Raw genomic sequence first — 19,088 nt, forward strand, 5'->3', positions numbered from 1 at the left:
TTCCCAGTGGACGAAAGGGATGGCCATGAACACGCCTGTCGCGATCATCGGGATCGGGTGCCGCTTTCCCGGCGGTGTCGAGGATCCACGCAGCTTCTGGGAGCTGGTCTCCTCCGGCACGGACGCGGTCGGTGACATCCCGCGTGATCGTTGGCGGGCAGGGGACTTCTTCGACGCGGACGCCTCGACGCCCGGCCGGATGGTCGTTCGCCAGGGCGGCTTCCTCGACACGCCGGTCGACGCGTTCGACGCCGGCTTCTTCGGGATGGCGCCGCGGGAGGCCGCCGCGCTCGACCCGCAACAGCGCCTGCTCCTCGAGGTCACCTGGGAGGCGCTCGAGGATGCCGGTATACCACCGAGTTCCACGTCGGCCGCCGACATCGGGGTGTACGTCGGCGGCTTCACGTTCGACGCCGCGACCCTGCAGCTGACCGACGCGAACCAGCACCTGGTCGGCGCCGCCACCCCGACCGGCGTGAGCATGACCATGCTGGCGGCCAGGTTGTCCTACACGTTCGACTGGCACGGGCCGTCGTTGACGCTCGACACCGCCTGTTCCTCGTCGCTGGTGGCGATCCACCACGCGTGCGCGGCACTCGCGCGTGGCGACTGCGACCTCGCCGTGGCCGGCGGGGTGAACGTGATGGTCAACCCGGTCACGTCGATCCTGATGTCGAAGGGCGGGTTCCTGTCGCCCGACGCACGCAGCAAGTCCTTCGACCACCGCGCCAACGGTTACGCCAGGGGCGAGGGGGCCGGTGTCCTGTTGTTGAAGCCGCTGCACTCGGCGGTGCACGACGGCGACCACATTCACGCCGTCGTGCGGGGCACCGCCGTGAACTCCGACGGCCGCACGCCCGGCATCACCGTGCCGAGCGTCGAGGCCCAGCGCGTGCTGATCCGGCGCGCGTGCCGGGTCGCGGACGTCGAGCCGGCGTCGGTCGGGTACTTCGAGGCACACGGAACCGGTACCGCGGTGGGAGATCCGATCGAGGCCACCGCCATCGGCGAGGTGCTCGGCGACTCCGGCCACACGCACTGGCTCGGCTCCGTCAAGTCGAACATCGGGCACACCGAGGCGGCGGCCGGGGTCGCCGGGGTGATCAAGGCGGCGATGTCCCTGGCACACGGGGAAGTTCCGCCGAACCTCCACTTCGAACGGCCGAACCCGAGGATCCCGTTCGACCGGCTGCCGCTGCGCGTGCCGACGGAGACGGTCCCGTTCCCGGAGCTTCCCGGACCCAGGCGGGCGGCCGTCAACTCGTTCGGGTTCGGCGGCACCAACGCACACGCCATCCTCGAACACTGGCCGACCACGCGGACCATGGCACGTGACGACGACGGGCCGGTGCTCCTGCCCCTGTCGGCGCGGAGCCCCGAAGCGCTCCAGGCGCTGACGGAGTCCTACCAGACAGTGCTGGCGCAGCCCACGTCACTGCGGCGGATCGGCCGGGCCGCGGCACGGCAGCGCGACCACCATCCACTGAGGACGTTCGTGGTCGCGGCGGACCCGGCCGAGGCGGTGGAGAAGCTGCGCCGGCTCACCGTCTCGCCGGTGCGGGCGACGCCCAGGAAGATCGCCTTCGTCTACACGGGGATGGGCCCGCAGTGGTGGGGAATGGGCCGCGAGCTGCTGGACGAGCCGCGTTTCGCCGAGGTGGTCGCCGCGTGTGACGACGTGCTCGCCCGCTTCGATCTGTCCATAGAGGACGAACTGCGCCGCGACGAGGCCGGGTCGCGGCTGACGGGCACGCTGTACGCACAGGTCGCGAACTTCGCGGTGCAGGCGGGGCTCACCGCGCTGTGGCGTGACTGGGGCATCGAACCGGCCGTGATCGTCGGGCACAGCGTCGGCGAGGTCGCCGCGGCGTACGCGGCCGGTGTGTACACACTCGACGACGCGCTGACAGTGAGCTACCACCGGGCGAGCCTGCAGGCCGGACTCGCCGGACGCGGCGTGATGGTGGCGGTCAACGTGCCGGCCGACACGGTCACCCGCCACCTCGTCGACGGCGCGTCCGTGGCGGCCGTCAACAGCGCGCACGCGACGACGATCGCCGGCGACCGCGACGCCGTGGCGGAGGTGGTCGGGAGGCTCAGGGCGGAAGGCGCCTCGGCCAAGGCGCTGCGGGTCGAGGTGGCCTACCACAGCCACCAGATGGACGAGATCCGCGAACCGCTGCTCGCGGCGCTGCGGGACGTCCGGCCCCGCACCGCGCGGGTGCCGCTCGTCTCGACCGTCACCGCGGGCGAGGTCGACGGGCCCGAGCTGGACGCGGAGTACTGGTGGCGCAACGTGCGTGAACCGGTGCGCTTCGCCGACGCGTTCCGGCGCGTGCTCCGCCACACCCCCGGGGCCGTGCTGGAGGTCGGGCCGCATCCCGTGCTGGCCACCGCCATCGACGAGGCGTTGACCGGTCGTGCCGACGACGTCGTGCGCCTCGCCTCGCTGCGCCGCGACCGGCCGCAACGCCGCCAGCTCCTCGAAACGCTGGGTGACCTCTACGTCGCCGGTGTCGATCCCCGTTGGGAGAACGTGCATCCGGGGCCGCGTGAACACGTCGAGCTGCCGAGGTACCCGTGGCAGCGCGAACGCCACTGGGTCGAGTCCGCCGCGTCCCGGGAGCGGCGGCTCGGCACCGACGGCCTGCGCCTCGGTGGCCGCACGGTCTCCTCGGTCACGCCGGTCCGGGACGTGGCGCTGTCCACGGCCGCGTTCCCGTACCTCGGCGACCACCGGATCGGTGAGACGGTCGTGTTCCCCGGCGCAGGCTATGTCGAGGCCGCGCTGGCCGCCTTCCCCGGCGACGAACCGTGTTTCCTCGACGACGTCGTCTTCCACCGGCCGCTCGTGCTGCCGCCGTCGTCGGTCACGACCCTGCGGACCGGCTACGACCCGGCTCGCAGGCTCCTCACCCTGCACAGCCGCGGCCAGTCCGACGACGCCACCTGGACGCCGCACGCCGAACTGCGGCGCGGGTACGTCGCGAAGCACGCTGCTCCGGCGCCCCGGCCGGACCTGGACACCGGAGGACTGCCTCGGCTCGACCACGAGGACGTGTACGCGCGGATGACCGGGTCGACGCTCGACTACGGACCGACCTTCCGTGCCGTGGAACGGTTGTGGTGGCGGCGCGAGACACGCGAGGTCGTCGCCGACCTGTCGCTCGACACCGTGGACCTGGCAGGCCACCGGCTGCACCCGGCGCTGCTGGACGCCGCGTTGCAGGCCGCGATCGTCGGTGCGCTGGTGCTCGACGATGCGCTCGCCACGAACACCTATGTGCCGGCCAGGATCGACTCGTTCCGGTTCTACCGCTCGCCGGGCACCCGGCTGCGGGTGTACGGCCAGGCGCACGAGGGCACCGGACCGGACCAGGTCGAGTGCGACCTCACCCTCGTCACGGACGACGGCGAGGTGGTCGCGGAGGTTCGGGGCCTGCGCGCCAGGAGGCTCGCGGAGGCCACGGAGGAACCGGCGGAACTCCGCTACGACACCGTGTGGCGGCCGGAGCCGCTGGACGCCGCGACCACCGCCGAGGGCCGCTGGGTCGTCGTGGGCTCGTCGGCCACGGCCACCGCACTGGTCCGCGGACTGTCCGAGCTGGACGGTGAGGTCGTCCACGCGGCGACCACCGAGGACGCCCTGGTGGCCGGTTGCCGCGGCGTGGTCTACGTCGACGACGGGGAGCACGATGACGGGGAGCACGATGACGGGGAGCACGATGACGGGGAGCACGGCGACGGGCCTGCCTGCGGGCCGGTCGCCGTACCGCTGCGGCTCGTCCAGGAGCTGCCGGGCGGGACGCTGTTCATCGTCACCACCGGCGCGCAGAGCGTCGCCACCGACGACCCCACCACCAGCCCGTCCGCCGCGGCGCTGTGGGGCTTCGGGCGCGTGGTCGCCGCCGAACGGCCGGAGCTGCGCTGCCGTCTCGTCGACCTCGCGCAGGACACCGAGGACAAGCTGCTCGACGCGCTGCTCGCCGAGCTGACCCACGACCGCCTCGACGAGGTCGCGCTGCGCCCGCACGGCCGGTACGTCCGGCAGCTGACGCGTGCCGCACCCGGCCAGGTCGTGGCCCGCACCGACACCACCCCGGTCCGCCTGAGCGCGGCAGGCGACGAGGTCCGGTTCGTGGCGACCACGAGACGGCCACCCGGCCCCGGCGAGGTCGAGGTCGAGGTCGCGCACGTCGGGCTCAACTTCAAGGACGTGCTCAAGCAGACCGGGCTGATCTCGCCGCACGCCGTCGAGGGCAGCCATTCCGGCGAGACTCTCGGGCTGGAATGTTCGGGCACCGTCGTGCGGGTCGGCGCGGAGGTGGCGGACCTCCAGGCGGGGGACCGGGTCTTCGCGCACAGCAGGGACCTGTTCGCCTCCCACGTGACGCTCGACGCCGTCCGGGTGGTGCCGACCCCTGCCGCGCTGTCCGACGCGCAGGCCGCGTCGCTGCTGCCCGTGGTCACCGCGCACCTCGCACTCGTCCGCCTCGCCGGGGTCGGTGAAGGGGAACGGGTGCTCGTCCACTCCGCGGCAGGCGGTGTCGGGCTTGCCGCGGCACGCATCGCGACCTGGCTCGGCGCCGAGGTGTTCGTCACCGCGGGCAGCGAGCGGCGGCGGGAGTTCCTGCGCAGTGAGGGTTTCACCCACGTCGCCGACTCGAGGTCCACGTCCTTCGCCGACGACGTCCTCGGCTGGACCGGCGGCGAAGGCGTCGACGTCGTCGTCAACTCGCTGCCCGGCGAGATGATCCAGCACAGCCTGCGGGCGTTGCGCACGTTCGGGCGCTTCGTCGAGCTGGGCAAGCCGGGGGACGTCGCGGACCACGCGGTGCGGCTGGCCTCCACGAAACGGGCGCTGTCGTTCCACTCGCTGGACTACGACCAGATGATGGCGCTGCGCCCCGAGGACGTCCGGGAGTGCATGCGTGCCGTCGCGGACCTCTTCGAGCGGTACGTGATCACCCCGCTGCCGCTCACGGAGGTGCCCGCGGACGAGGTGGACCGGGCCTTCCGGACCATGGCGAGCCCCGACCACCTCGGCAAGGTCGTCGTCCGGCTGGCCGGCGAGGCGGTGACCGTGCCCGCAGCCTCGGTCCCGGGCACACCCGTCCGGCCCGACGCCACGTACGTCGTCACCGGCGGGCTCGGCGGTCTCGGCCGGACGGTGGCGCGTTGGCTCGCGGACAGCGGCGCCCGCCACCTGGTGCTCGTCGGCCGAGGCGGCGCCGTGACCGCCGACGCGGCACAGCTGGTGGCCGACCTGGTCACGCGCGGGGTCGACGCGCGGGTCGAGCAGGCCGACGTCGGCGACCACGGTCAGGTGCGCTCACTGCTCACCCGCGTGCGTGCGTCTATGCCGCCCGTCGCGGGGATCGTGCACGGCGCCGCCGACTTCGACGACGTGGTGCTCGCGGACACCGACGCCGCCCGGCTGCTCGCCGCGACCCGGCCCAAGGCGGACGGTGCCTGGCACCTGCACCGGGAGACCCTGGCCGACCACCTCGACTTCTTCGTGCTGTTCTCGTCGTTCGCGGCCCAGCTCGGCGCGGCCGGCACGGGCGCGTACGCGACGGCCAACGAGTACCTCAACGGGCTGGCGCGGTACCGGCACGCGCGGGGCCTGCCCGCGACGAGCGTCGGCTGGGGGATGGTCGACGACGTCGGCGTCGCGGTCAGCCGCGACGGCCACGTCGGCGACGTCCTGCGGCGTGCCGGTCACGTCGGCATGGCACCCGCCCGCCTCGTCGCCGAGCTGGCGACGCTGCTGCGCACCCGGCCCGCCGAGGCCTCGGTCGCCGGCATCGACTGGGTGCGCTGGTCGCGGGTCAACCCGCAGCTGGCGTCCCTGCCGACGTTCCGTGCCGTGGTACCGGCGAGTGCCGAGGAGGGCGGCGACGACTCGGTCGCCGGGCGCCTGCGGGACGCGAGCCCCGCGGACCGCGCCGCGATGTTGCCCGCGCTCGTCGTCCCCGTGCTGTCGCGGACGACCGGCCTGACCGGGCAGCAGCTCGACGACGGGCAGGCCGTGGACGTCGACTCGCTCACCGCGGTCGAGCTGCGGGTGCTGCTGCAGAAGCAGCTCGGCGTCACGGTGCCCGCCGTGCGGTTGCAGCGGAGCATCGGCGTCGCGGTGCTCGTGGAGCTGCTCGCCGAGGAGCTGACGCGGTCCGCGCCGGCCATCACCGCACACGAGATCGTCTCGGCCGACGGGCTGGTGATCCACGGCCACCTCAGCCTGCCGACCGGTCCGGGACCGCACCCGGCGGTGGTGGTCTGCGCGGCGGGCGAGGGCGGGGCGCTGGACGCCGACGGCGAGTACGCCCGCGTCAGCGAGCACGCGCCGCTGCGTGCGGCGGGGTTCGCCGTGCTGACCGTGGACCAGCGTGGCGCGCCCGGGCACGGCCCCGAGTTCAGCGCACGGGCCGAGATGGGCGGCGGCGAGGTCGACGACGTCGTGGCCGCGGGGCGGTGGCTCGCGGGACGCGCCGACATCGACGAGACGCGGGTCAACATCGTGGGCACCAGCAGGGGCGCGTACGCGGCACTCCTGGCACTGCAACGACGGCCCGAGCTGTGGCGGCACGGAGTGTTGCTCATGGGCTTCTACGACCCGGCCACGCTGGTCGCCGCCGAGCGTGTCCAACCGGGATCGCTGCTAGCGGCCAGGATCGACGCCACCCCGGCCGAGGTCGACGCCTACTTCGCGGCGCCGGAGCGACGGCCTCTCACCGCGCTCGACCGCGTGGCCGCCCCGCTGCTCCTGGTGCACGGCGACGCGGACCCGGTCATCCCCGCCGCGCAGTCCGAGGAACTGGCGGCCAGGCTGCGGCAGGCGGGTCGGCCGGCACGACTGGTCACGGTGCCGGGCCTCGCGCACGACAGTGACCACGGCAGCGTGGTCTGGCGTGCGCTGTGGCCCGAGATCGGCGGCTTCCTCGGCGAGGACTCCCCGCCGGCCACCTGGTGATCACCTCGACATCACCGCGAAGGTCCACTCACGACACTCGAGCTGCCCGAACACTCGGCGACGTCGAGTACTGAGGGCAGTGATCGCGGGCGGGTTGGTCTGAACCAACGGTCAGATCCGTAAGTTCGTGCTCGCGGAAACAAGGGCGTAACACGGTCGCTGGCACTGTGCTTGGAGGGCGTAGGAATGACCGCTCAGCTCACCCCCGACTCGCTCCTGGTCGAGAGCGGCACCTCACCGGAGGCGGCGATCATCTGGACGGATCCCGTCACCGGGCACCGGGCCTACCTCGTCATCGACCGCCTGGTCCGAGGGCTTGCCAGTGGCGGGCTGCGGATGCGGCCTGGCTGCACCTTCGAGGAGGTCCGCCAGCTCGCCGCCGCGATGAGCGTCAAGGAAGCGTTGCACTACAACCCGTCCGACCGCTACATCCCGATGGGCGGCGCCAAGGGCGGCATCGACTGCGACCCGGCCGGCGCCGCCGCGCCCGGCGTGCTCTACCGGTTCCTCCGGTTCATCCGGCCCTACCTGGAGCGGAACTGGGCCACGGGCGACGACCTCGGCACGTCCAGCGAGACCATCGACGTGACCCTCGCCGCACTCGGTGTCGCCAACTGCGTGGCCCCCGCGCTGCGGGTGGTCGACGACCCGGTCGCCGCACTGCGGCGGTTCACCGGCGCCTTCGCCGTCACCGTCGACGGCATCAGGCTCAGCGAGCTGGTCGGCGGGTGCGGTGTCGCCGAGTCCGTCCTCGCCGCGATGGACCTCGACGGGGTCGACCGGGTGGGTGCGACGGCGGTCGTGCAGGGCTTCGGCACCATGGGCGGTGCCACCGCGCGGTTCCTGGCCGAGGCCGGCCTGCGGGTGGTCGCGATCACCGACGCGTTGGGCACGGTCGCCAACCCGCACGGCCTCGACGTCGAGGCCATGCTCGCCGCCCGGCTGCCGCTCGGGCTGATGGACCGGTCGAAGCTGCGTGCCGGCGACCAGCCGCTCGGCGTCGACGCGTGGCTGGATGTCGAGGCCGACGTGCTGGTGCCGGCGGCGACGTCGTACTGCGTCACCGAGGAGAACCAGCACCGGATCAGCGCCAGGTACATCGTGGAGGCGGCGAACCTGCCGGTGACCCGGTACGCGGAGCACCACCTCGCGGCCAGGGGTACCGTGACACTGCCGGACGTCGTGGTCAACTCCGGCACGAACGCGTGGTGGTGGTGGACGCTGTTCGGCGACGTCGCCGCCGACGCGGGGGAGTCCTTCGCCAAGGTGCGTTCGTCGCTGCGGGCGCTCGTCCAGGAGACCCTCGTCCTGGCCAGGCAGGAGCAGGTGCCGCCGAGACAGGCGGCGCGGCTGATCGCCGACGCCCGGTTCGCTCGCCTGTCCGAGCGGTTGAACGACACCGAGGCGGCCTAGTGGTCGTCGTCGTGTTCGCCGCCCTCGCCGCCGCGGGGTGGGGGACGGCGGACTACCTCGGCGGCAAGGCGAGCCGGCACGCGCCCGCGACGGCGGTGTTGCTGTTCTCCCAGGTGCTGGCGCTGCCGGTGCTCGTGGGGTGGCTCGTCGTGACGTCACCGCCCGGTCCACAGTGGTCCGGGTTCGCCTGGGGAGCCATGGGTGGCGCCTGCGGGTTCATCGGCATGGTGCTGTTCCTGAAGAGCCTGGCGAGCGGGGCGATGACCCTCGTGGCCCCGGTGGTGGCGGTGGCGGTGGCCGTCGTGCCGTTCGTGCTGGGGCTGTTCATGGACGTGTGGCCGAGCGGGCTCGCGCTCGGCGGCGTGTGCTGCGCGGTCCTCGCCATCGCGCTGGTCAACCGGGGCGGTGGGCGGGTGCGGTTCTCGTTGCCTGCCTTCTGGACCGCGCTGGCCGCGGGTTGCGGGCTGGGGATGCAGCTCGTGTGTGTCGGCGGTCCGGCGGCGAACGCGGGCCTGTGGCCGCTGGTAGGTGCCCGCACGACGTCGATCCTGTGTGCCGCGGTGGCCGTGCTCGCCGCGCGCCAGGGCGGTCTCCGTGCCGTGCCGTGGGGTCTGGTCGTGGTCGCCGGCGTCCTGGACACGAGCGGGTTCGCGTTCTACCTCTTCGCGCTCGGCAGCGGCCTGCTCAGCGTGGTGGGCCCGCTGACCGCACTGGCTCCCGCCGCGACGATCGTGCTCGCACTCATCGTCGACCGGGAACGGGTGGCACGCACGCAGCTCGCCGGTCTCGGCCTCGCGGCGGGCGCACTGGTGCTCGTCGCGGTCTAGGGCCTGTATCGAAGTGGTGACCCGCTGAAGGCTGGATGATGAGGGGCTGTTCTGGCGTGTCGTTGATCAAATAGATGAGGTGGACACCCTAGCGGTGACGAGGCGGTTCGACATGACCGACGCGCAGTGGTCGTTGCTGGAGGGGCTGGTGTCCCAGCCTGTGCGGTCGGGTCGGTCGTCGTCGTGGAACAGACGCCTGTTGGTGGATGGGATTCGGTGGCGGGTGCGGACAGGGTCGCCGTGGCGGGACATGCCGAGCGTGTATGGGTCGTGGTCGGCGGCGTATGCGTTGTTTCGGCGGTGGCAAACGCAACGGCGTCTGCAGCGGTTGGTGATCGCGTTGCAGGCCTTGGCCGACGTTGGCGGGCGGATCATGTGGGGTGTCAGTGTTGACATCGCCGCCATCAACGAATGGCTCTGACCAACTTCGATACAGGCCCTAGAGGTGTGTCGGCGCGAACATGCGCGGCGTGGCCGGCAGGACGACGACGCTGGGGCCCGTGGCGGCCAGTGCCTCGGCGAGGTCGGTGTGGAGGGTCTCCGGGCTGCTCAGCACGGCCGGCACACCGAAGGACGCCGCGAGTGCCACGAAGTCCGGGCTGGTCAGCTCGGTGGCGAACGCCGAGCCGAACTCGTCGGTCATGTACTCGCGGAGGATGCCGTAGCCGCCGTCGTCCACGACGAGCCACGTGACCGGCAGGTCGTGCTGGCGCAGGGTCGCCAGCTCCGACAGGGAGTACATGGCGCCGCCGTCGCCGGAGACGGCGAGGACCGGGCCGCCTCTCGCGACGGCGGCGCCCAGCGCGGCCGGCAGCCCGTACCCGAGCCCGCCGGCGCCCTGCCCCGAGTGCTGCCCGCCGGTGCGGGGGTCCCAGGCGGACCAGGCCCAGTAGCCGAGGATCGTCATGTCCCACACCGTCGGCACGTCGTCGGGCACCGCGGCACGCACCGACGCCAGCACTCCTTGCTCCAGCTCGAGGTCCTGCTTCGCCAGCCGGTCTTCGACCAGTGCCAGCAGTGTCCGCACCGACTCCTCGGCCCGGCCGTCGGCCGCCCGTGCCGGCACGGCGTCGGCCAGTGCGTGCAGGGCTTCTCGGGCGTCCGCGTGCAGGGCGAGTGCCGGATAGTTGGCGCCGAGCCTGTCGGCGTCGGCGTCGACGTGGACGAGGTGGCCACGCGGGCGGAAGGTGCGGTAGTTGGTGGACAGGTCGCCGAGGCCCGAGCCGGCGACCAGGAGCACGTCGGCGTCGGCCAGGAACTCGGTGGTGTGCCGGTCCTCCAGGAACGAACGAGCGGAAAGCGGGTGGTGCCAAGGGAAGGCGCCCTTGCCGCCGAACGTCGTCACCACCGGGGCACGCAGTCTCTCCGCCAGCGTCAGCAGCTCCGCCGTCGCTCCACTTCGGACGACACCGCCGCCCGCGAGGATCACGGGCCGCTCGGCCCGCGCCAGCAGCGCCGCGGCCTCGTCGAGAAGTTCCTGGCGCGGCAGGAGAAGGCGTGGTCGCACCTCGACCGGCCGAGGGGCCGGGAGGTCGGTGTGTTCGAGCAGCACGTCCTGCGGGATCTCCACCCACACCGGCCCACAGGGCGCGGTCGAAGCCGCTTCCCACGCCTGCGCGAGCACGGCAGGGAGCTGCGCCACCGAGCGCACCACGCGGGCGTACTTGACGACGTCGCGGAAGCTCGCGAGCTGGTCGGTCAGCTCGTGCAGGTAGCCGCCCCGCACGCCGCCGAGTCCGGCCCTCGGGATCTGGCTGCTGATGCCGAGCACCGGCACCGAGGCCGCGGCGGCCTCCTGCAGGGCGGCGAGCGTGTTGAGCGCACCGGGGCCGGTGGAGACGATCAACGGCGTCACCGCACCGGTGACCCTGGCGTGGCCGTCGGCGGCGTACGCCGCGTTCAGCTCGGTCCGCCCGCCGACGAACCGCAGCGGCGACCGGGCCAGCGCGTCGAACAGGGCGAGCGCGTGCTGCCCCGGCACACCGAACACCGTCCGCGCACCCAACGCGGTCAGGGTCTCGACCGCGAGCGCACCGCCGTTCCTCGACATGGACATGCGAACCCCGTTCACAGGACGGCGAGTCGGCGCCATTCTAGCCGCGTCGATCGAATCATCCACTTGCGACGATCGCGTTCTGCCCGATCACTCGCGCGATGCGGGTACTACGGGCAACGATCATCACCGGGGCTGGCCTGAACCGCCCTCCTCCTCCGTACATTCGACCCCGAGTCCTTGACAGTGACGTCGATTCCCACCCACATCGGCTGATAGGACGACGACAATGCGTCACGTTCGGTTGGGGCGCACGGGTTTGAAGGTCTCACCCATGTGCCTGGGCACACTGTCCTTCGGTTTGCAGAGCGATGTCGGTGCGGCCCAGAAGATCATGGGTCGCGCGGCGGACGCCGGTATCGACTTCTTCGACACGGCCGACGTCTACCCGGCGCTGCTCGCGCCGGAGGACGAGTTCGCCGACCACGTCGGACGAGCAGAGGAGATCGTCGGCGACTGGGTCTCCGGGCGGCGCGACGAGTACGTCATCGCCACCAAGTTCCGGTACCGGACGGGACCGGGGCCGAACCAGCAGGGCGCGGGGCGCCGGCACATCATGGCCGCCGTCGAGGCGTCGCTGCGGCGGCTGCGCTCGGACTGGATCGACCTGTACCAGCTCCACGCCCCCGACCCGGACACCCCGATCGACGAGACGCTGTCGGCGCTCGACTCCCTCGTGCGGTCGGGCAAGGTCCGGTACATCGGCTGCTCGAACTTCCTCGCCTACCAGCTGGCGAAGGCGCTCGGCCGCAGCGAGGTGCTCTCCCTCGCCCGCTTCGACAGCGTGCAGCCGCGGTACAACCTGCTCTTCCGGGAGGCGGAACGGGAGCTGCTACCGCTGTGCGCGGAGGACGAGGTGGGTGTGCTCGCCTTCAACCCGCTCGCCGGGGGACTGCTGACCGGCAGGCACGATCGCGGCCGTGCGCCGGACGGGGACTCGAGGTTCGCCCTCGGGCAGGCGGCGAGCATCTACCGCATCCGGTACTGGCGCGACGCCGCGTTCGACGCCGTGGCCGAGATCGGCGCGCTGGCCGGCGAGGCGGGCCTGCCGCCCGCGACGCTCGCGGTCGCCTGGGTGATGGCGAACCCCGCCGTAACGGCGCCGGTCATCGGGGCGAGTCGCCCCGAGCAGCTGACGGACACGCTCGCCGCGGCGGACGTGGTCCTCGACGACGGTCTGCTGTCCCGGCTCGACCGGATCACCAGGAGGTTCCGTTGGGGGGACGCCGTCTCATGAGCACGCTCTTCCGCGACGTGCGGGTGTTCGACGGCGCCGAGATCCTGGACGCGGCCTCCGTCCTCGTCGAGAACGGGCGCATCGCACTCGTCGCGCCGCCGGGGGCCGACGTCCTGGCGCCCTCGGACGCGGTCGTCGTCGAGGAACCCGACGCGACACTCCTGCCGGGACTGATCGACTGCCACGTGCACGCCGAGCCGGGCGCTCTCCGGGAGGCCATCACGTTCGGCGTCACGACCGTGCTGGACATGATGTGCCCACCGGAGCTGCACCGCGAGCAGCGTGCGACGGCGCGGCGCGACCTCGGCATGGCCGACGTGCTGTCGGCGGGCATCGGTGCCACCGCACCGGGTGGCCACCCGAGCCAGCTGGTCGAGTCGGTCGACTGGCTGGACGAGTTCCCGACGCTGTCCACCCCGGGGGAGGCGGCGGACTTCGTGGCCCGGCGGATGGCCGAGGGGTCGCAGTACCTCAAGATCTTCGCCGGCCGGTTGACGCCAGGGGACGGGCGTCCCTGTCTGGACACCGACACGGTCGCGGCCCTGGTCGAGGCCGCGCGGACCAACGGGGTGCTCTCGATCGCGCACGCCGTGGACCAGGCGGCCGCGCGGGCCGCGGTCGCCGCCGGGGTCGATGGGTTGGCGCATCTGTTCGTCGACGAGAAACCGGAGCCACCGTTCATCGACGAGATCGTGTCGGCCGGGGTGTTCGTGGTGCCCACCCTGACGATGCTCGAGTCGCTGTGTGGCCGCCCCAGCGGAGCCGAGCTGGCCCGGGACCCGCGGATCACCCCGTTCCTGTCGGCGTCCGCGAAGGCGAGGCTGGAAAGCGTGCTCGGCGAGAACCCTGAGCTCGACCTGAGCCATGCCCGCGAGGCGGTGGCCATGCTGGCGGCGGCGGGCGGGACGCTCCTGGCGGGCACCGACGCCATCGCCCACGGCACGGCACACGGCGCGAGCCTGCACCGCGAGCTGGAGCTGCTCGTCGAGTGCGGCATGAGCCCGCGCCAGGCCCTCGCCGCGGCGACGTCGGCGCCCGCCGGCCGGTTCGGACTGTCCGATCGCGGGCACGTGCGCGGCGGGCTGCAGGCCGACCTCGTCCTCGTCCGAGGCAACCCCGCCGAGGACATCACCCGTACTCGTGACCTGATCGGCGTCTGGCGGCGTGGACAGCGCGTCGAACGCCGTCGTCAACCGGCAATCGTGGACAGAGAAGGGTAGTGAGCTCGATGAACGCCGCCCCTGCCGTCGCGGAGTCCGCCACGGGAGAGACCATGGAGATCAGGTGGAGCACCGTCATCGATGCTCCCGCCGACGAGGTGTGGAGCTACCTGCGTAGTTTCGGCAACCTCGCCGACTGGATCCCGACCATCGACAGCTGTGAGATCGAGGACGGTCACGACGACACGGTGCCCGGGGCGGTCCGGGTGATCCGGCACGGCCGCAACGGATCCCGTGAACGGCTGCTGTCCAATGACGACTCGACCATGACGCAGACCTACGAGCAGCTGACCGGCACGCTCCCGGTCCTCGACTACCGGGGCACCTACCAGGTGTGGCCGGTGTACGACACCGACAGCGCGTTCGTCTTCAGGTCGTGCACGTTCGCCCTGACCCCGTCGGTCACCGACCCGGAGGCGTTGGCCACCCTCGTCCGGGTCCACGTGTTCGCGCCGACCATGGAGGCGTTGCGCAGGAAGCTCTCCAGGGGCTGACACCACCATGTTGGTCCCCCCTGGTGAAGGCAGGCGGGCCGGCGTGCCGCCGTTCGGACTCCGGGTGAAGATCTCGAGCGAGCGGTCGGCCGCCGGCTCGCTGTTCGAGGCCGCCATCCCGGTCGGGTTCGACGTCGGCGCGCACGTGCACCGCCGTAGCGAGGAGTTCTTCTACGTACTGCGGGGCGAGGTCGAGATCTTCGCCTTCGAGCCGGTGGCGAGAACCGGCGACGACTGGCACGCGTGGCGCTCCCCCGAGGGTGAGGGAGTCGTCCGGGCCGCGGCGGGCACGGTCGTACACGTGCCACCCGGGATCCCACACGGGTTCTCGAACCCCGGCCCGGAGCCGGCGCGGCTGTTGCTCCACACGGCACCGCCCGCCCACCACGAGGACTACTTCGACGAACTGTTGGCACTGCTCGCGGCGAGGCGCGGTGACACGACCGACGAGGTACGCGCGTTGCGGGAGCGCTACGACATCGAGCAGCTCACCCCGCTCCGCTCGGCCAGGACGTGACCGGAGGAGGCAGACGTGGCATCGCACCGGATGGCAGCCGTGACGCTGGGGGGTCCCCGACCCGGCCTCGGCGGCGGCGTACTACGCGGACTTCGGGCTCACGCCCGGCACCGGCGGCTGGTTCAGCACGCGGGACGGCGGCCCACAGCTCCGGCTGGTGGCCGCACCCAGGCGCAGGCTGGTGGACATCACCGTCGGGGTGGACACCCCCGACGACATCGGCGCCGCACGCACCCGGCTCACCGCGCTGGGGTTCGAGTGCGCGGTGACCCCGGGCTCGCTGCGCGCTGTGGAGCCGGTCACGGGCGTCCTCACCGTGCTCCGCGTCGAACCCAGGGTCGTCCAGCACCCGCCAGAGCCGGTGCCGCACAACGCTCCCGGCAGGATCGACCGGCCCGATCGCAGGGCGCCAGGAGTCCTGCGAGCCGACCGGGTGCGGCCGAGGAGACTCGGACACGTCTCGCTCGGCACCACCGGGTTCGAGACCACACTGTCGTTCTTCCGCGACGGGCTCGGGTTCAGGGTGAGCGATCTCGTCGGCACCCGGGGCGCGTTCCTGCGCTGCTCCACCGAGCACCACAACGTCCTGTTGCTGGGCGCTCCGGTGTCCTTCCTGCACCACACGTCCTGGCAGGTCGACGACGTCAACGAGGTCGGGCGCGGTGCGTCGGCGATGTTGCGGGGACACCCCGACCGCCACGTCTGGGGGCTCGGGCGGCACCACGCGGGGTCGAACTTCTTCTGGTACCTGAGGGATCCGGCCGGCAACTTCGCCGAGTACTACTCGGACATGGACACCGTCCTCGACGACCAGCTGTGGAAGCCGGAGGTGTTCACCGCCGCCCGTGCCGTGCTCAGCTGGGGACCGCCGCCGCCACCGTCGTTCCTGCGGCCGGACGACCTCGGCGCCCTGATGGCGGGAGCACACGCGGATGCCTAGCGCGGTGGTCACCGGCATCGGCGTGCGCACTCCCGGCGGGAACGGGCTCGAGGAGTTCTGGCACACGCTCACGTCCGGCCGAACCGTGACCCGGCCGATCTCCTTCTTCGACGCGGGGGAGTTCCGGTCGCGTGCCGCGGGCGAGTGTGACTTCGACGCCGAGGCCGAGGGGCTCACGCGGCGCGAGGTCCGTCGCATGGACCGGGCCACGCAGTTCGCCGTGGCGTGCGCCCGCGACGCGATCGCCGACAGTGGACTCGACCTCGACCGGCTCGACCCCCACCGGACGGGCGTCAGCCTCGGCACCGCACTCGGCTCGATCAACAGCCTCGAACGGGAGTACGTGGTGCTCTCCGACGGCGGCCGGGAGCGGGTGGTCGACCCCGCCTACGCCTCGCCCCACCTGTACGACTACCTGACCCCGTCGACCGCCGCGGTGGAGGTCGCCTGGACCGTCCGCGCGGAGGGGCCCGTCTCCCTCGTGACCGACGGCTGCACGGCGGGTCTCGACGCGGTCGGACAAGCGTTGCGGATCATCCGGGACGGGGCGGCCGACGTGGTCGTCGCGGGGGCGACCGAGGCGGCGGTGACGCCGATCGTCGTCGCGTGCTTCGACGCGATCCGCGCCACCTCGACACAGGGTCGCTGCCGGCCGTTCGACCGTGCCAGGGACGGCATCGTGCTGGCCGAGGGGGCGGCGGTGCTCGTGATCGAGAGCGATGAGCACGCCCGCCGCCGTGGTGCGCGGGTCTACGCGGAGCTCTCGGGGTTCGCGACGAGGTTCAACGCCTTCCACATGACCGGGCTCACACCGGAGGGTCCGGAACTGGCCGAGGCCGTCCGCGCCGCGCTCGCGGACGCACGCGCCGACGTCGACGACATCGACTACGTCAACGCGCACGGCACCGGCACGGCCCAGAACGACCGACACGAGACGGCCGCGATCAAGGCCAGTCTCCTGGACCGCGCCAGGAGGATCCCCGTCAGCTCGATCAAGTCGATGATCGGGCACTCCCTGGGTGCCGTCGGATCGATCGAGCTGGCCGCGTGCGCACTCGTCCTCGACCGGGGAGTCGTCCCGCCGACGGCCAACCTCCACGATCCGGATCCGGACTGCGACCTCGACTACGTGCCGCTCACGGCACGAGAACACCGCGTCGGGACGTTGGTGAGCGTGGGCAGCGGCTTCGGCGGGTTCCAGAGCGCGGCTGTGCTCCGGCGGCCGTCATGACCACGTCCGTCGTCGTGACCGGGATCGGGGTGGTCGCGCCGACCGGCACCACGGCGGCCGAGTTCTGGGCAGCCACCCTGGACCGGCGACACGGCATCCGGGGGATGGCGGACGTCGTGGACGCGCGGTACCCCGTGGCCCTGGCGGGCCGGGTGGCCGGCTTCGACTCGCGCGTCGGCGAGCTCCCGCTCCGGTTCCTGCCCCAGACCGACGTCTCGACGCGGTATGCGCTCGTGGCCGCCGCGGAGGCGTTGGACGACGCCGCGGTCGACCCGACGCTGCGTGCGGAGTACCGCGCCGGCGTGGTGACCGCGAACTCCTCCGGTGGCGCGGCCTACATCCACGACGACTTCCGGCGGTTGTGGGCACAGGGCCCTCGGGAGGTCAGCGTGTACGGGAGTATCGCGTGGTTCTACGCGGTCAACACGGGGCAGATCTCGATACTGAACGGACTGCGCGGTGCCGGCGGGACCGTGTCGGCCGAGCAGGCGGGCGGGCTCGACGCCCTGGGTGACGCGCGGCGTCTGGTGCGCGCCGGTACGCGGCTCGTGGTGTGCGGCGGCGTCGACTCCGCGTTCGACTCGTGGGGCTGGCTCGCCCACCAGACCAGCGGAAGGGCCAGCAAGGCGAACCGGCCGGACCGCGCGTTCCTGCCCTTCGACAGCGCGGCGAACGGCCACGTCCCCGGCGAGGGTGGCGCGTTCCTCGTGCTCGAGGACCATCGAGAGGCACGCGACCGGGGACAGGCGGCCTACGGGGAGATCGCGGGCTACGCCGCCACCTTCGACCCCAGGGACGGGACCGGCCGTCCGCCGGGACTGCGCCGGGCCGCGGAGCTGGCGCTCGACGACGCGGGACTCACCGCACGGGATGTCGACGCCGTGTTCGCGGACGCGGCCGGCGTCCCCCGGTTCGACGCCGAGGAGGCCGACGTGGTCCGCGGCATGTTCGGCCGGAACGGGGTGCCCGTGGCCGTCCCCAAGTCGGGCACGGGGCGCCTCCTCTCCGGTGGCGGACCGCTGGACGTCGTGGCCGCCCTGCTCACGATCCGCGACCAGGTGCTGCCACCCGCCGTGCACACCACCGACGTGCCGGCCGAGTACGGGATCGATGTCGTCCTCGGTACGCCGAGGCCCGGTCGCGTGGACGTCGCGCTCGTCCTCGCGCGCGGCAAGGGAGGGTTCAACTCCGCGGTCGTCGTCCGGGGAGTTGGCTGAACAGCTGTTTCGGAGAACGGAGAGACACACATGGACGCGATCACCATCGACAACGTGCGGCAGGCCCTCGTCCCGGTTCCTGACGAACTGCGTGGCGACATGGAGTTCGACGAGCAGGGCTACGACTCGCTGTCCCGCATCTCGGCCTTCGCCAAGCTCGAACGTGAGCTGGACATCAAGATCCCGGACATCGAGTTCGAGGGACTGACCGTCCCGGACCGCCTTGTCACGCGTGTCAACGAGCTGCTGCGGGCCCGGCTCGGATGACCACCGCTTCAGGGTCGCCCGTCTCGGCCACCTCGTGCCTCCAGCGGGGCGGTTTCGGGTAGCCGGGGTGATCCCTCGGGCAGTTGTCGCCCCGGACTGCCGCTGGTTCCCGGCTTCTCGGTCGTCGGTGGTGCACTGTGGACACATGGCGGGGACGAGGAGCCGACACGAGGAGCTGGTGCGGTCCATCTACGACGAGCACGGCAAGGCGATGCTGTTCTACGCGACCAGGTTGACCGGCAATGTCGCGGCGGCCGAGGACGCCGTGCAGGAGGCGCTCGTCCGTGCCTGGCGCAACTCGGAAAGCATGGCCAACGGTAGGGGTTCTGTTCGCGGCTGGCTGCTGACGGTGGTGCGCAACATAGTCATCGACACCGTGCGGGCGCGCAGGGCACGGCCGACCGAGCTGCCCGAGCTGGAGGACGGTGGACCGATGACCGACGATCACGCCGACCAGGTCGTCGACTCCGTGGTGGTGCTCGACGCGCTCGCCCAGCTGTCCGCCGACCACCGCGCCGTGCTGCGGACCCTGTACTACGAGCGGCAGACCGTGCGAGAAGCCGCCGTGACACTGGGGATCCCGGAAGGCACGGTGAAGTCCCGCTCGTATCACGCCTTGCGTGCACTGCGTGACGTCATGCCGAGCCTGGAAGGGGCGGGTTGAGGACCCGGCCGCGACCACGGCTCGTCGGTCCCGTC

14 protein-coding genes are annotated in these 19,088 nt (G+C 72.3%); 13 read left to right on the top strand and 1 reads right to left on the bottom strand.

The annotated features are described in order from the left end of the window. Window positions 1–25 precede the first annotated feature (25 nt). The 4 genes from CLV71_RS44010 (at window position 26) to CLV71_RS44025 (ending at window position 9,634) form a co-directional block, all read left to right on the top strand. Entirely contained in the window at window positions 26–6,973 is a 6,948-nt protein-coding gene (locus tag CLV71_RS44010) for a type I polyketide synthase (RefSeq protein ID WP_243867391.1), read from the top strand. Between the two features lie 186 nt (window positions 6,974–7,159). After that, window positions 7,160–8,386 (top strand): Glu/Leu/Phe/Val dehydrogenase dimerization domain-containing protein, encoded by a 1,227-nt coding sequence (locus CLV71_RS44015; protein ID WP_133908927.1) that lies wholly within the window; start codon window positions 7,160–7,162, stop codon window positions 8,384–8,386. Further along, window positions 8,386–9,213 carry an EamA family transporter gene (locus tag CLV71_RS44020; protein ID WP_133908928.1) on the top strand — a complete coding sequence of 276 codons (828 nt, stop codon included), beginning with the start codon at window positions 8,386–8,388 and terminating at the stop codon, window positions 9,211–9,213. Before CLV71_RS44015 ends, CLV71_RS44020 begins: the two co-directional genes overlap by 1 nt. A gap of 112 nt (window positions 9,214–9,325) precedes the next feature. Beyond that, window positions 9,326–9,634, top strand: a complete 309-nt coding sequence (locus tag CLV71_RS44025; protein WP_133908929.1) for a transposase — start codon at window positions 9,326–9,328, stop codon at window positions 9,632–9,634. An 18-nt stretch (window positions 9,635–9,652) separates the two neighbouring features. Here CLV71_RS44025 and CLV71_RS44030 read toward each other — a convergent pair whose 3' ends face one another. Continuing rightward, window positions 9,653–11,263, bottom strand: a complete 1,611-nt coding sequence (locus tag CLV71_RS44030; protein WP_208298029.1) for a thiamine pyrophosphate-binding protein — start codon at window positions 11,261–11,263, stop codon at window positions 9,653–9,655. A gap of 277 nt (window positions 11,264–11,540) precedes the next feature. On the opposite strand from CLV71_RS44030, the gene CLV71_RS44035 reads away from it, so the two are divergent. From CLV71_RS44035 to CLV71_RS44075, 9 genes are all read left to right on the top strand, one after another. Then, window positions 11,541–12,503, top strand: coding sequence for an aldo/keto reductase (locus CLV71_RS44035; protein WP_243867393.1), 963 nt, complete (start codon window positions 11,541–11,543; stop codon window positions 12,501–12,503). Then, the gene (locus tag CLV71_RS44040) at window positions 12,500–13,723 is read left to right on the top strand and encodes an amidohydrolase family protein (protein WP_133908932.1); all 1,224 of its coding nucleotides are present in this window, start codon (window positions 12,500–12,502) and stop codon (window positions 13,721–13,723) included. Before CLV71_RS44035 ends, CLV71_RS44040 begins: the two co-directional genes overlap by 4 nt. Before the next feature lie 8 nt (window positions 13,724–13,731). Beyond that, complete coding sequence (locus tag CLV71_RS44045; RefSeq protein ID WP_133908933.1) at window positions 13,732–14,217, top strand: SRPBCC family protein; 486 nt, start codon at window positions 13,732–13,734, stop codon at window positions 14,215–14,217. A 7-nt stretch (window positions 14,218–14,224) separates the two neighbouring features. Beyond that, window positions 14,225–14,734: a cupin domain-containing protein gene (locus CLV71_RS44050; RefSeq protein WP_133908934.1), complete on the top strand. Its 510-nt coding sequence runs from the start codon at window positions 14,225–14,227 to the stop codon at window positions 14,732–14,734. A 157-nt stretch (window positions 14,735–14,891) separates the two neighbouring features. After that, a complete protein-coding gene (locus CLV71_RS44055) occupies window positions 14,892–15,674 on the top strand; it encodes a VOC family protein (protein ID WP_243867395.1) in 783 nt (260 codons plus the stop codon). Then, complete coding sequence (locus CLV71_RS44060; RefSeq protein WP_133908935.1) at window positions 15,667–16,905, top strand: beta-ketoacyl-[acyl-carrier-protein] synthase family protein; 1,239 nt, start codon at window positions 15,667–15,669, stop codon at window positions 16,903–16,905. Before CLV71_RS44055 ends, CLV71_RS44060 begins: the two co-directional genes overlap by 8 nt. Beyond that, complete coding sequence (locus CLV71_RS44065) at window positions 16,902–18,122, top strand: beta-ketoacyl synthase N-terminal-like domain-containing protein (RefSeq protein WP_133908936.1); 1,221 nt, start codon at window positions 16,902–16,904, stop codon at window positions 18,120–18,122. The genes CLV71_RS44060 and CLV71_RS44065 overlap by 4 nt, the downstream gene beginning before the upstream one ends. 30 nt (window positions 18,123–18,152) lie before the next feature. Then, window positions 18,153–18,389 (top strand): acyl carrier protein, encoded by a 237-nt coding sequence (locus tag CLV71_RS44070; protein ID WP_133908937.1) that lies wholly within the window; start codon window positions 18,153–18,155, stop codon window positions 18,387–18,389. Between the two features lie 145 nt (window positions 18,390–18,534). Next, the gene (locus CLV71_RS44075) at window positions 18,535–19,053 is read left to right on the top strand and encodes a sigma-70 family RNA polymerase sigma factor (RefSeq protein WP_133908938.1); all 519 of its coding nucleotides are present in this window, start codon (window positions 18,535–18,537) and stop codon (window positions 19,051–19,053) included. The last annotated feature ends 35 nt before the right edge of the window (window positions 19,054–19,088 follow it).

The sequence above is a fragment of the Actinophytocola oryzae genome, from assembly GCF_004364325.1.
Classification (GTDB): Bacteria; Actinomycetota; Actinomycetes; order Mycobacteriales; family Pseudonocardiaceae; genus Actinophytocola; species Actinophytocola oryzae.